We start from the raw sequence: 12,562 nt of genomic DNA on the forward strand, positions 1-12,562 counted from the left end.
CGCGGCCCGGGCCGTCAGACCGCACACCTATGCGCGGCAGACTCCTACACTGGGCGAATGCGACTTTTGCGCATGATGAGTCCATCACTCTAGAAAGGTGGACATCATGATGAAGGCACGAATCTGGATCACCGCTGCAGCGGCTACCACGGTCATGGCGCTGGCGGGCTGCGCTTCCGGCCCCAACCAGAACCTGGGCACCGGCATCGGTGCACTCGGCGGCGCGGCCGTGGGGCATGCCATCGGGGGCAACACCGGCGCCACATTGGGCGGCGCGGCCATTGGCGGCGTCATCGGCAATCAGGTGGGGCGCAACGTCGACGAGCGCAACTACTACAACCAGCAGCAGCAGGCCTACCCGCCTGGAACCTACTATCCGAACAATGGCCCGCGCTACTGAGCGGACCGGCATTGAAAGAGCGCGCCACCGGCGCGCTTTTTTTTGCGCGTACGCTCAGGCCTTCGAGGGAACCGCCGCGCGCGCCTTCTCGGCGCGCGACGCACGCCAGGCACCGAAGATCGCGAGCACGCCCGGCACGAAGATCAGCGCCCAGATGATCTTGTCGAGGTGCTCGCGCACGAACGGCAAGTTGCCGAAGAAGTAGCCGGCGGTGGCGATGCCGAGCACCCAGATCAGCGCGCCCACCACGTTGTACATGGTGAACTTCGCGCGGTTCATCTCGGCCACGCCGGCCACGAAGGGCGCAAAGGTGCGGATGAAGGGCATGAAGCGCGCCAGGATGATCGTGACGCCGCCGTAGCGCTCGTAGAACGCGTGGGCCTGATCGAAGGCCTTGCGATTGAAGAAGCGCGAGTTCTCCCACTTGAACACTTTCGGCCCAAAGTAGCGCCCGATGCTGTAGTTGCACTGGTCGCCGAGGATCGCCGCCGCGATGAGGATCGCGCAGGCCAGCGGATAGCTCATGAACCCCGCGCCGCACAGCGCACCCACGATGAACAGCAGCGAGTCGCCGGGCAGGAACGGCATCACCACCACGCCGGTCTCCACGAACACGATCAGGAAGAGCAGCGCGTAGACCCAGGGGCCATAAGCGATGACGAAGGCCTCGAGGTGCTTGTCGACGTGCAGGATGAAGTCGACGAGAAAGCTGATGATTTCCATGGTCGCGGATTATCCTTGCTGCACGCCGTCCGGCGTTCCATGATGAATTCGGAGATCCCACATGACAGGTCGATACATCCGCGTCGATGCCCGTGACGGCAGCGGCACCTTCCGCGCCTACCTTGCAACGCCCGAGGCCGGCAGCGGCCCCGGCCTGGTGATCGCACAGGAAATCTTCGGCATCAACCACACGATGCGCGAGGTTGCCGACTACTACGCCGAGGAAGGCTACGTGGTCCTGGTGCCCGACCTGTTCTGGCGCCAGGAGCCCGAGGTGGAGCTCGGCTACAGCGAGGCCGACTGGCAGCGCGCGTTCGGTTTCTACCAGGGCTTCGACGAGGCCAAAGGCATGGAAGACATCCAGTCGACCCTCGACGCGCTGCGCGCGCTGCCCGAGGTGGACGGCGGCAAGGCCGGCGTGCTCGGCTTCTGCCTCGGCGGCAAGCTCGCCTACCTCGCGGCCTGCCGCACCGATGCGGATGTGGCGGTGGGCTACTACGGCGTGGGCATCGACGCAGCGCTCGACGAGGCCGAGCGCATCCGCCGACCGCTCATGCTGCACATCGCCGAGCTCGACAAGTTCTGTCCGCCCGAAGCCCGCGAGCGCATCGTGCAGGCGCTTGCCGGCCGCCCCGACGTGACGCTGCATGTCTATACGGGCATGGACCATGCGTTTGCACGCGCGGGCGGCGAGCATTTCCACAAGCCTTCGGCGCTCATGGCACACGAGCGCAGCATCGCCGCGCTGAAGGCCGCGATCGGCCCAAACTACGACCTGTCGGCGCTCTGGGACAAGCACTGCGAATACGAGTTCGGCACGCGCAACGTCGACGACACCATGTCGACCATGGTCGCCGAGCCCTACGTAAACCACATTCCCACCATGACCGGTGGCGTGGGCTACAAGGCGTTGCATGCCTTCTACAGCAACCATTTCGTCAACAGCAATCCGCCCGACACCACGCTGACATCGATCTCGCGTACCGTCGGCGCCACGCAGGTGGTCGACGAGCTGCTGTTCAGCTTCACCCACACCACCGAAATTCCGTGGATGCTGCCGGGCGTGGCGCCCACGGGGCGGCGCGTCGAGGTGCCGCTGCTGGCCGTCATCAAGTTCCGCGGCAACAAGCTCTATCACGAGCACATCTACTGGGACCAGGCCAGCGTGCTGGTGCAGGTCGGCCTGCTCGACCCCGCGCTGCTGCCGGTGGCCGGCGTCGAGACGGCGCGCAAGCTGCTCGACGAGACCCTGCCGTCGAACACGTTGCTGACGCGGGGCTGAAGGGCATCTGCCGGCCACCGGCGGCGCGGGTGGATGCGCTTCTAGAATGCCGCTCGTGAGTGCCCTTCCCGCTTCCATTTCCCCTGCTTCCGAACGCCGGCCGATCCGCGAGCTTCCCGACGAGCTGATCAGCCAGATCGCCGCCGGCGAGGTCGTCGAGCGCCCGGCCTCGGTGGTGCGCGAACTGCTCGACAACGCGCTCGATGCCGGGGCGCGCCAGGTCACGGTGCGGCTGGCCTCGGGCGGCGTGCGGCTGATCTCGGTCGAGGACGATGGCCAGGGCATTCCGCGCGAGGAACTCACGGTGGCGCTGCGGCGCCACGCCACCAGCAAGATCGCGAGCCTCGACGACCTCGAGACGGTCGGCACGATGGGGTTTCGCGGCGAAGCGCTGGCGGCCATCAATGCCATTGCCGATCTCAGCATCCTGTCGCGCTTTGGCGGCGCCGACAGCGCCTTCGCGCTCGACGGCCGCACTGGCGAGCTGCGCCCGGTGGCGCGCGCCGTGGGCACCACGGTCGAGGTGCGCGAACTCTTCTTCGCCACGCCCGCGCGCCGCAAGTTCCTGAAGACCGATGCCACCGAGCTGGCGCACTGCGTCGATGCGGTGCGCCGCCATGCGCTGGCACGCCCCGAGGTCGGTTTCTCGGTCTGGCACGACGGCAAGCTCGTCGAGCAGTGGCGCGCGGCCGAGCGCCGCGAGCAGCGGCTCGCCGATGCGCTGAGCGATGAGTTCGTCGCGCAGAGCGTGGCCGTCGAGCACCTCGGCGGCGCGGTGCGCGTGGTCGGCCGCGCGGGCATCCCCGACGCGGCACGCTCGCGCGCCGACCAGCAGTTCTTCTACGTCAACGGCCGCTTCGTGCGCGACAAGGTGCTGTCGCACGCGGTGCGCAGCGCCTACGAAGACGTGCTGCACGGCCAGCGCCAGCCGGTTTACGTGCTGTACCTCGAGATCGATCCCGCGCGCGTCGACGTGAACGTGCACCCGACCAAGATCGAGGTGCGCTTTCGCGATGGCCGCGAGGTGCACCAGGCGGTGCGCCATGCGATCGAGGACGCGCTCGCCGCGCCGCGCGCGGGCGATGCCGCCGTGGCATCGGCGAGCGCGGCCGCCACGCCCTTCTTCCTGAAGCAGCCGGTCCCCGCCAGCGGCGAGAACTGGACCCAGCCGGCCATCAATTTCAGGGCCGCCGAGCGCGGCGCCGGCGACTTCGAGGCCATGTGGCCGCGGCGCACCGGCCAGGACGAGGCGGCGCCGGGCGTGCCGTTCCGCGCCCCGACGGGGCTGTCCGCGGCGCCCGAGGCACCGGCAGCCGCCACCAGCGAGCAGGCCTGGCCGCTCGGCCGCGCGCTCGCGCAGCTGCAGGGCATCTACATCCTCGCCGAGAACAGCCAGGGGCTGGTGGTGGTCGACATGCATGCGGCGCACGAGCGGATCGTCTACGAGCGCCTCAAGTCGCAGCTCGAAGGCGCCGCCATCACGAGCCAGCCGCTGCTGATTCCGGCCACCTTCGCGGCCACGCCGCAGGAAGTGGCGACCGCCGAGGCCTGCGCCGCGGTGCTGCCCACGCTGGGCCTCGAGATCACGCCGTTCTCGCCACGCACCCTGGCGGTGCGCGCGGTGCCCGGAACGCTGGCGGACGGCGACCCGGTCGAGCTCGCGCGCAGCGTGCTGGCCGAACTGGCCCAACATGACGCCAGCACCGTGGTGCAGCGGGCGCAGAACGAACTGCTCTCGACCATGGCCTGCCACGGCGCGGTGCGGGCCAACCGAAAGCTCACGATCGACGAGATGAACGCCCTGCTGCGCCAGATGGAAGCCACCGAGCGCTCCGACCAGTGCAACCACGGCCGGCCGACCTGGCGCCAGCTGTCGGTCCGCGAACTCGACGCGCTTTTCATGCGCGGTCGCTAAGTTCGTTACAAATTGTTGAGGGTTTTTCCGGAGATTTCGCCGTCATCCGCGGTCTGGGCACGGGCGTTGCATGTGAGGACCAAAGTGTCGATGAACACTTTGGCAGGGGGAGGCCTGGAATGCAGTGTCGGCGTGTTCCAGGAAGAAAGCACATGAACTTTTCCGCCGACATCGTTGTCTGTCCCTTGCCCATGAAACGCTGGTCCCTGTTTGCCTCCGTTCTTTCGCTTTGCGCCCTCTTGGCCGCCGGCTGCGCCACGTTCGACGAACGACAACGCGAATGGATCTTCCAGCCCAGCGACCGGAGCTGGGGCAACAGCGCCAGCATGACCTCGGGCATGCAGGATGTCTGGATCGACTTCCAGTCGTCCATCACCGGCGAGCCCGCGCGGCTGCACGGTCTCTGGCTCGGCGGCGAACCCGAGACGACCGACCGCCCCGTGATGCTCTACCTGCATGGCGCGCGCTACAACGTGGCCGGTTCGGCCCCGCGCATCCAGCGCATGCACGAACTGGGCTTCTCGGTGCTCGCGATCGACTACCGCGGCTTCGGCAAGAGCACCAAGGGCCTGCCGTCGGAGGAATCCGCGCGCGAGGACGCCCGCGCAGCCTGGACCTGGCTCGCCGCGCGCCATCCGAAGCAGCACCGCTACATCTTCGGCCACTCGCTCGGCGGCGCCATCGGCATCGACCTCGCCTCGCGCGTGGGTGACGAAAGCGGCACCGTGGTCGAGAGCACCTTCACCTCGATCGCCGACGTGGTGAGCAGCTTCAAGTGGGGCTGGCTGCCGTTCGGCCCCTTCATCACGCAGCGCTTCGAGGCCATCAACAAGGTCAGGGACATCGGCGCACCGCTGCTGGTGGTGCACGGCACCGCCGACAGCCTCATCAATCCCACGCTGGGCCGCAAGCTCTACGAGGCGGCCACCGTGCCGAAGCTGTTCGTGCTGGTCGAAGGCGGTTCGCACCACAACACCAACTCGATCGGCGCGGCGCAATACCGCTCGGCGCTCACGCAGTTGTTCCGCATGAACCCCGAAGCCACGTTCGCGCGTGCGCCGCGGCCGCAGCCGGTGCTGCCGCTCGCGAACCGCATCGACGCCGACGGTTCGCAGCCCGAAGTCCAGACCAGGGCACGGCAGGCGGGCGCGCAGGCGATCTGAGCCCCGGCGGCAGGCGCTGCCCTGCCGCGGCACCGCGGCTTTGGTTGTTTGCTACCCTCGGGCGCTTATGCCGCCTTCCGTCGCCGCCTCCGGCCGCCCCGAACCCCTGAAGTACATCGCGCTGGCCGGGCCCACGGCATCGGGCAAGACCGCCGCCGCGCTCGCGCTGGCGCGCCGGCTTCCGGTGGAAATCGTCAGCGTCGACTCGGCACTGGTCTACCGCGGCATGGACATCGGCACCGCGAAGCCGAGCGACGGCGAATTGCGCGCCGTGCCGCACCACCTGATCGACATCCTCGATCCAAGCGAGCGCTACAGCGCCGCGGCGTTCGTCGCCGACGCCACCCGGCTCATCGGCGAGATCCGCGCGCGCGGCGCCCTGCCGCTGCTGGCGGGCGGCACCATGCTGTATTTCAAGGCGCTGTTCGACGGCATCGACGCGATGCCCGCGGCCGACCTCGAGGTGCGTGCGCGCATCGACGCCGAGGCCGCGGCGATCGGCTGGCCCGCGATGCACGCGCGGCTCGCCGAGGTCGATCCGGCCACCGCCGCGCGGCTCGCGCCGCAGGACAGCCAGCGCATCCAGCGCGCGCTCGAAGTGTGGGAAAGCAGCGGCCAGCCGCTGTCGCGCTTTCATGCGGGCGCCCACAAGACCACGCCCGCGGCCGCAGGCGGGCGCCTGTTCTCGCTCGAACCCGCCGACCGCGGCTGGCTGCATGCCCGCATCGCCGAGCGCTTCGACGCGATGCTGGCCGCTGGCCTCCTCGACGAGGTGCGCGCGCTGCGCGCACGCGGCGATCTCTCGCCCGAGTTGCCATCGATGCGCTGCGTCGGCTATCGCCAGGCCTGGGAAATGTTTGATGAGCTCGACGCGCCCGACGCTGCCGCGATGCATGCGCTGCGCGAGCGCGGCATTGCCGCCACGCGCCAGCTCGCCAAGCGGCAGATCACCTGGCTGCGCAGCATGCCGCAGCGCACGGTGATCGTCTGTGACGCGCCCGGGGCCACCGACGCGGCCGTGCAATGCATGGCGGAGGCGATCGAGGCATGACGTTGTGCATCACCGACCTCGGCAAGCACTACGGCGACGTGCCCGTGTTCGAGCATGTGACGCTCACCATCGCGCCTGGCGAGTTCGTCGCGATCGTCGGCGAGTCGGGCGTCGGCAAGTCGACGCTGCTCAACTGCATGGCCGGCCTCGATCGCTGGGACACCGGCACGGTGCGGCATGGCGAGACCGACATCGGCGCCCTCGACGGCGAAGCCTGCGCACTGTGGCGGCGCCGGCATGTGGGCTTCGTGTTCCAGGCCTTCCATGTGCTGCCGCACCTGGACGTGGCGCAGAACGTGTCGCTGCCGCTGATGCTGCTGGGCGCGGCGCGCGACGAGGGTCGCGTCGCGCAGATGCTTGAGGCGGTCGGCCTGGGGGACATGGGCGCACGGCTGCCGCAGACGCTGTCGGGCGGCCAGTTGCAGCGCGTGGCGATCGCGCGCGCGCTGGTGCACCGCCCTGCGCTGCTGCTGGCCGACGAGCCCACGGGCAACCTCGACCCGTCGACCGCTGCCAAGGTGATGGAACTGCTCGTGCGCCAGACCCGCGAGCATGGCGCCTCGCTGGTGCTGGTGACGCACTCGGAAAGCGCCGCGGCCCGCGCCGACCGCCTGCTGCACCTCACGGCCAGCGGCATTCGCGCCTGAAGAAGCTCAACTCGCGATCAGCGACGCGAAGCGCGCCAGGTCGACATTGCCGCCGCTCACCACGATGCCCACGCGCTGCCCTGCGATGGCCTTGCCTGCGGCGATGGCGCCCGCGAAGGCCAGGCAGCCGGTCGGCTCCACCACCATCTTCATGCGCTCGGCGAAGAAGCGCATCGCCTCGACCAGCTGGTCGTCCGTCACCGTGAGGATGTCGTCCACGTCGCGGCGGATGATTGCGAAGGTGTACTCGCCCAGGTGCTGCGTCTGCGCGCCGTCGGCGATGGTCCGCGGCGTCTCGATGTGCACGATGCGGCCCGTGCGGAACGACTGCTGTCCGTCATTGCCGGCCTCGGGCTCGACGCCGTAGACCTTGCAGGCCGGCGCCAGCGCGCGCGCCGACAGTGCCGAACCCGACAGCAGCCCGCCGCCGCCGAGGCAGACAAAAAGCTGGTCGAGCGGGCCGCTCTCCTCGATCAGCTCCTTCACCGCGGTGCCCTGTCCGGCGAGCACGTCCGGATGGTCGTAGGGCGGGATCATCGTCATGCCGCGCTCCTCGGCAAGCCGCTTCGTCAGCGCCTCGCGGTCTTCGGTGAAGCGGTCGTAGGTCACCACCTCGGCACCGTAGCCGCGCGTGGCCGCGACCTTCGCGGTGGGTGCGTCCAGGGGCATCACGATCACGGCCGGCATCGACAGCAGCCGCGCCGACAGCGCGATCGCCTGCGCATGGTTGCCAGACGAGAACGCGATCACGCCGCCCTTGCGCTGGGCCGCGTCGAATTTCGACAACGCGTTGAAGGCGCCGCGGAACTTGAACGCGCCCATGCGCTGGAAGTTCTCGCACTTGAAGAAGAAGCTGGCGCCCCAGCGTTCATCGGCCGTGCGCGAACGCAGCACGGGCGTGCGATGGGCATGGCCCTCGAGCCGCGCGGCCGCGGCGGCGACGTCGTCGTAGGTGGGAATTGACTGCATGCGCGCAGCTTAGCCGGTTGCATTTTCTTTCGGCCGGCATGGGTGAAAACCCGCTGCGCGCGGCTGCGCCAAGCTCTGTACTCTGTATACAGACTTCAGGAACAGGAGCCTTCCACCACCATGCCCGCCCAGCTCGTCAGCATCGAAACCGCGCCCGACCTCGTCGACCAGGTGTACCGCGCCCTGCTCGGCGCCATCAGCAGCGGCGAGCTCGCGCCCGGCGAGCGGCTCACTCAGGAAGACATCGCCCAGCGTCTCGCAGTGTCGCGCCAGCCGGTGCTGCAGGCGCTGCGCCTGCTCAAGAAGGACGGTTTCGTGCACGACGCGCCGGGGCGCGGCGTGCTCGTGGCGCCACTCGATGCCGAGTGGACGAAGAAGGTCTACCAGGTGCGCGGCGCGCTCGATGTGCTGGCCGCACGGCTCGCGGCGGGCGAACGCTTCATCATCGACCCGAAGCTCATGCAGCGCGGCCGCCGCGCCGCGCGCGGGCGCAACGTCGAGGCCATGATCGACGCCGACATGGCCTTCCACCAGGCCATCTACGACGCCTCGGGCAACCCGCTGATCGGCCAGAGCGCCGGCCAGCATTGGCGCCACCTGCGCCGCGCGATGGGCGCGGTGCTGCAGGCGGAGCCGCAGCGCGACTCGCTCTGGGACGAGCATGAAGCCATTGCAGCGGCCATTGCGGCGGGCGATGCCGAGCGGGCCGCGCGCCTGAGCGAAGCGCATGTGGCCCAGGCCAGCGAGGCGCTCGGCCGGCGGCTTGCCGAACAGCTTTCGCGCGGCACGGACGCCGCGCCCTCTTTCCCAAACCCCACCCCCCAAGGAGACACCGCATGAAGCTGACATCCGAGCAACGCGCGCAGTTCGAGCGCGAGGGCTACCTGTTCTTTCCCGGCCACTTCTCGCCGGAAGAGATCGGCGTGCTGACCGATGCCGTGCCCGCGCTCTACAGCCGGCGCGAGGCCTTCAACGTGCGCGAGAAGGGATCGGACGCGGTGCGCACCAATTTCGCGGCCCACCTGATCAGCGAACCATTCGCGAAGCTCGCGCGCCATCCGCGCATGGTCGGCCCGGTGCGCGATCTCTTCGAGGAGGAGGTCTACATGCACCAGTTCAAGATCAACGGCAAGATGGCCTTCGAGGGCGACGTGTGGCAATGGCACCAGGACTACGGCACCTGGCTCAATGACGACCTGATGCCCACCGAGCGTGCGATGAACGTTGCGATCTTTCTCGACGAGGTGACCGAGCACAACGGGCCGCTGATGTTCATTCCGGGCAGCCACAGGAAGGGCGTGGTCGATGCGAAGCACGATCTCACGACGACCAGCTATCCGCTCTGGACGGTCGACAACGACCTGATCCGGCAGCTGGTCGAGCGCGCCGGCGGCAAGCGGGGCGGCATCGTCTCGCCCAAGGGCCCGGCCGGTTCGATGATCCTGTTCCACAGCTGCCTGGTGCATGCCTCGGGCAGCAACCTGTCGCCGTTCAACCGGGTGGCGGTGTACCTGAGCCTGTGCGCGGTCAGCAACCACATCCGCCGCCACAAGCGGCCCGAATTCATCGCGCACCGCGACTTCGCGCCGATCGAGATGCTGCCCGACGACTGCCTGCTGAAGCCCTACCCCGTCGATCTGCCGTGGAAGAACGGCCTGCCCGAGAGCGCGCTGGCGACCTCGCTCGAGGTGCGCGACACCGTGGAGGCCTGACCCCATGAGCCTCTACACCCGCCTGCAGCAGCGCGAAGCCGAAGGCCGCCCGATCCGCATCGGCTTGATCGGCGCCGGCAAGTTCGGCTCGATGTACCTGGCGCAGATTCCGCGCACCCCCGGCGTGCAGCTGGTGGCCATTGCCGACCTCTCGCCCGCCGCGGCGCGCGCCAATCTCGCGCGCGTCGGCTGGCAGCCCGAGCGCAGCGCCGCACGCTCGGTGGCCGAAGCGCTGGACACCGGCAGCACCTGGGTCACCGACGACTGGCAGGCGGTGACGCGCGAGCCCTCGATCGACATCGTGGTCGAATGCACCGGCCACCCGGTGGCGGCGGTCGACCACTGCCTCGACGCGTTCGCGCACGGCAAGCATGTGGTCAACGTGACGGTCGAGGCCGACGCCTTCTGCGGTCCGCTGCTCGCACGGCGCGCGCAGCAGGCCGGCGTGGTGTATTCGCTCGCCTTCGGCGACCAGCCCGCGCTGATCTGCGACCTCGTGGACTGGGCGCGCACCTGCGGCTTTCCGGTGGTGGCTGCCGGGCGCGGCCACAAGTGGCTGCCGCACTTCAGCGAATCGACGCCCGAGACGGTTTGGGGAAACTACGGCCTCACGCCCGAGCAGGCCCAGCGCGGCGGGCTCAATCCGAAGATGTTCAACAGCTTTCTCGATGGCTCCAAGCCTTCGATCGAAAGCTCGGCCGTGGCCAATGCCACCGGCCTTGGCGTGCCGTCGGACGGCCTGCTCTATCCGCCCGCGAGCGTGGAAGACATTCCCTTCGTCACGCGGCCGAAGAGCGAAGGCGGCGTGCTCGAACGCAAGGGCATGGTCGAGGTGGTTTCCTCGCTCGAGGCGGACGGCCGCCGCATTCCCTACGACATCCGCATGGGCGTGTGGGTCACAGTCGAGGCCGAGACCGACTACATCAAGAACTGCTTCGAGGAATACAACGCCCACACCGACCCGAGCGGACGCTACTTCACGCTCTACAAGCGCTGGCACCTGATCGGCCTCGAGGTCGGCATGTCGGTGGCCAGCGTGGCGCTGCGCGGCGAGGCCACGGGCGTGGCCACCTGCTGGAATGCCGACGTGGTCGCCACCGCCAAGCGCGATCTCGCACCCGGCGAGATGCTCGACGGTGAAGGCGGCTACACCGTCTGGGGCAAGCTGCTGCCGGCCGAACGGTCGATGCGCCTGGGTGGCCTGCCGCTCGGCCTCGCGCACGACGTGAAGGTGGTGCGCCCGGTGAAGAAGGGCCAGAGCCTCTGCTGGGCCGACGTGGCGATCGACACCACCACCGCCGCCTACCGGTTGCGCAGCGAGCTCGAGGCGATGTTCGCCCCGGCCGAACGGGCCCGCGCGGCCTAGGAGGCTGTCGCAAGGCCTACAGGGCAAATCGGCCTTGCGCCGCCGGCGCGGCAGTCGAAGAATGGCGCAGAGCGATCCTCCGGGTTGCTTTGGAGGAAGGGGTGCACCATGCAGTCTGATCCCGCCAGGGCCGCCCGCCAGTCCCACGGCCGGCTGCTCGCCATCCTTGCCGTGCGCACGCGCGACATCGCCGGCGCCGAGAACGCGTTGGCCGATGCCTTCGCGCGCGCGCTCGAACGCTGGCCCGCCGACGGGGTGCCTGAGCGGCCCGACGCCTGGCTGCTCGGTGTGGCGCGCAACCGCCGGCTCGACGCATGGCGCCACACGCGCTCGCAGGACGAAGCCACGCGCGCGCTGCTGCTCCTGGCTGGCGAGACCGACACGGCCGAGGCCGAGCACCGCGACCTGCCCGACGAGCGGCTGCGGCTGATGTTCGCCTGCGCACATTACGAGGTCGATGCCGGCGCACGCACGCCGCTGATGCTGCAGGCCTTGCTCGGCGTCGACACCGCGCGCATGGCCGGCGTCTTTCTCGCCGCGCCGGCCACGCTGGCCCAGCGATTGAAACGCGCCAAGGTGCAGCTGCGCGGCATCGCCGATGCGTTCGAACGCCCTGCACCACGTGAACTGCCGCAGCGGCTGCAGGATCTGCTCGACACTATCTACGCGGCCTACGGCAGCGGCTGGGACGACGTCGACGGGGCAGATGCGCGGCCCACCGGGCTCACGGCCGAAGCCATCGAACTGGGCCGCATGCTGTGCGGCCTGTTGCCCGACGAGCCCGAGCCGCTGGGCCTGCTCGCGCTGATGCTGTTCTGCGAAAGCCGCGCCGGCGCGCGCCGCAGCGACAGCGGCGCCTACGTGCCGCTCGACCAGCAGGACACCGCGCGCTGGGACCCCGGTCTGCTCGCCGAAGCCGAGCACAGCCTGGGCCGCGCGACGGCGCTGCAGCGCACGGGCGCCTACCAACTCGAGGCCGCCATCCAGTCGGCCCATTGCGAGCGCCGCGTCGGAGCGCTGGTGTCCGGCGAAGCGCTGGTGTCGCTCTACGAAAGCCTGCTTGGGCTGCGGCCCGGCATCGGCGCGCAAGTGAGCCTGGCGTGTGCGCTCGCGAAGGCCCGCGGGCCCGAGGCGGGTCTGCGTGCGCTCGACGCCCTGCCCGCCGACGAGGTGTCGAACTACCAGCCTTTCTGGGCCGCACGCGCACACCTGCTCGCGGCTGGCGGCGCGCGCGCCGCCGCGCGGCAGGCCTTTGAACGTGCGATCGGGCTCAGCGCGGATGCGGCAGTGCGGGCCTACCTGGGCGCGCTGGCACAACGGCTGTGAAGGCCCGC

At 69.4% G+C, this 12,562-nt stretch carries 12 protein-coding genes; 10 read left to right on the top strand and 2 right to left on the bottom strand.

The genetic code is table 11. The features are described 5' to 3' along the window. Positions 1-106: 106 nt before the first annotated feature. A complete protein-coding gene (locus AC3A6G_RS01850) occupies positions 107-400 on the top strand; it encodes a YMGG-like glycine zipper-containing protein (RefSeq protein ID WP_487858003.1) in 294 nt (97 codons plus the stop codon). 54 nt (positions 401-454) lie between these two features. Here AC3A6G_RS01850 and AC3A6G_RS01855 read toward each other — a convergent pair whose 3' ends face one another. Then, the gene (locus AC3A6G_RS01855) at positions 455-1,123 is read right to left on the bottom strand and encodes a DedA family protein (protein ID WP_487872909.1); all 669 of its coding nucleotides are present in this window, start codon (positions 1,121-1,123) and stop codon (positions 455-457) included. A 61-nt stretch (positions 1,124-1,184) separates the two neighbouring features. On the opposite strand from AC3A6G_RS01855, the gene AC3A6G_RS01860 reads away from it, so the two are divergent. From AC3A6G_RS01860 to AC3A6G_RS01880, 5 genes are all read left to right on the top strand, one after another. After that, on the top strand, positions 1,185-2,405 hold the full coding sequence (locus tag AC3A6G_RS01860) for a dienelactone hydrolase family protein (protein ID WP_487872910.1): 1,221 nt from the start codon (positions 1,185-1,187) through the stop codon (positions 2,403-2,405). A 55-nt stretch (positions 2,406-2,460) separates the two neighbouring features. Further along, positions 2,461-4,320, top strand: coding sequence for a DNA mismatch repair endonuclease MutL (gene mutL / locus AC3A6G_RS01865; protein WP_487872911.1), 1,860 nt, complete (start codon positions 2,461-2,463; stop codon positions 4,318-4,320). Positions 4,321-4,511: 191 nt separating this feature from the next. Next, the gene (locus tag AC3A6G_RS01870; protein WP_487872912.1) at positions 4,512-5,483 is read left to right on the top strand and encodes an alpha/beta hydrolase; all 972 of its coding nucleotides are present in this window, start codon (positions 4,512-4,514) and stop codon (positions 5,481-5,483) included. A gap of 67 nt (positions 5,484-5,550) precedes the next feature. Next, a complete protein-coding gene (miaA, locus tag AC3A6G_RS01875) occupies positions 5,551-6,534 on the top strand; it encodes a tRNA (adenosine(37)-N6)-dimethylallyltransferase MiaA (protein WP_487872913.1) in 984 nt (327 codons plus the stop codon). Beyond that, positions 6,531-7,181, top strand: coding sequence for an ABC transporter ATP-binding protein (locus AC3A6G_RS01880; RefSeq protein ID WP_487858009.1), 651 nt, complete (start codon positions 6,531-6,533; stop codon positions 7,179-7,181). The genes miaA and AC3A6G_RS01880 overlap by 4 nt, the downstream gene beginning before the upstream one ends. 6 nt (positions 7,182-7,187) lie before the next feature. Here the strand turns inward: AC3A6G_RS01880 and AC3A6G_RS01885 are convergent, their stop codons facing one another. Next, positions 7,188-8,150, bottom strand: coding sequence for a threo-3-hydroxy-L-aspartate ammonia-lyase (locus AC3A6G_RS01885; RefSeq protein ID WP_487872914.1), 963 nt, complete (start codon positions 8,148-8,150; stop codon positions 7,188-7,190). 120 nt (positions 8,151-8,270) lie between these two features. Between AC3A6G_RS01885 and AC3A6G_RS01890 the strand changes: the two genes are divergently transcribed. From AC3A6G_RS01890 to AC3A6G_RS01905, 4 genes are all read left to right on the top strand, one after another. After that, positions 8,271-8,990: a GntR family transcriptional regulator gene (locus AC3A6G_RS01890; RefSeq protein WP_487872915.1), complete on the top strand. Its 720-nt coding sequence runs from the start codon at positions 8,271-8,273 to the stop codon at positions 8,988-8,990. Beyond that, complete coding sequence (locus AC3A6G_RS01895) at positions 8,987-9,862, top strand: phytanoyl-CoA dioxygenase family protein (protein ID WP_487872916.1); 876 nt, start codon at positions 8,987-8,989, stop codon at positions 9,860-9,862. Before AC3A6G_RS01890 ends, AC3A6G_RS01895 begins: the two co-directional genes overlap by 4 nt. Before the next feature lie 4 nt (positions 9,863-9,866). Beyond that, entirely contained in the window at positions 9,867-11,228 is a 1,362-nt protein-coding gene (locus tag AC3A6G_RS01900) for an NAD(P)H-dependent oxidoreductase (RefSeq protein WP_487872917.1), read from the top strand. Positions 11,229-11,336: 108 nt separating this feature from the next. Continuing rightward, entirely contained in the window at positions 11,337-12,554 is a 1,218-nt protein-coding gene (locus AC3A6G_RS01905; RefSeq protein WP_487872918.1) for an RNA polymerase sigma factor, read from the top strand. Positions 12,555-12,562 lie beyond the last annotated feature (8 nt).

The sequence above is a fragment of the Variovorax sp. Soil_C_26 genome, assembly GCF_057657075.1.

Bases quoted from the DNA above. Each gene is read 5' to 3' on its own strand.
- AC3A6G_RS01850 (WP_487858003.1), top strand. From the start codon at position 107: ATGATGAAGGCACGAATCTGGATCACCGCTGCAGCGGCTACCACGGTC.
- AC3A6G_RS01855 (WP_487872909.1), bottom strand. From the start codon at position 1,123: ATGGAAATCATCAGCTTTCTCGTCGACTTCATCCTGCACGTCGACAAG.
- AC3A6G_RS01860 (WP_487872910.1), top strand. From the start codon at position 1,185: ATGACAGGTCGATACATCCGCGTCGATGCCCGTGACGGCAGCGGCACC.
- AC3A6G_RS01870 (WP_487872912.1), top strand. From the start codon at position 4,512: ATGAAACGCTGGTCCCTGTTTGCCTCCGTTCTTTCGCTTTGCGCCCTC.
- miaA (WP_487872913.1), top strand. From the start codon at position 5,551: ATGCCGCCTTCCGTCGCCGCCTCCGGCCGCCCCGAACCCCTGAAGTAC.
- AC3A6G_RS01880 (WP_487858009.1), top strand. From the start codon at position 6,531: ATGACGTTGTGCATCACCGACCTCGGCAAGCACTACGGCGACGTGCCC.
- AC3A6G_RS01885 (WP_487872914.1), bottom strand. From the start codon at position 8,150: ATGCAGTCAATTCCCACCTACGACGACGTCGCCGCCGCGGCCGCGCGG.
- AC3A6G_RS01890 (WP_487872915.1), top strand. From the start codon at position 8,271: ATGCCCGCCCAGCTCGTCAGCATCGAAACCGCGCCCGACCTCGTCGAC.
- AC3A6G_RS01895 (WP_487872916.1), top strand. From the start codon at position 8,987: ATGAAGCTGACATCCGAGCAACGCGCGCAGTTCGAGCGCGAGGGCTAC.
- AC3A6G_RS01900 (WP_487872917.1), top strand. From the start codon at position 9,867: ATGAGCCTCTACACCCGCCTGCAGCAGCGCGAAGCCGAAGGCCGCCCG.
- AC3A6G_RS01905 (WP_487872918.1), top strand. From the start codon at position 11,337: ATGCAGTCTGATCCCGCCAGGGCCGCCCGCCAGTCCCACGGCCGGCTG.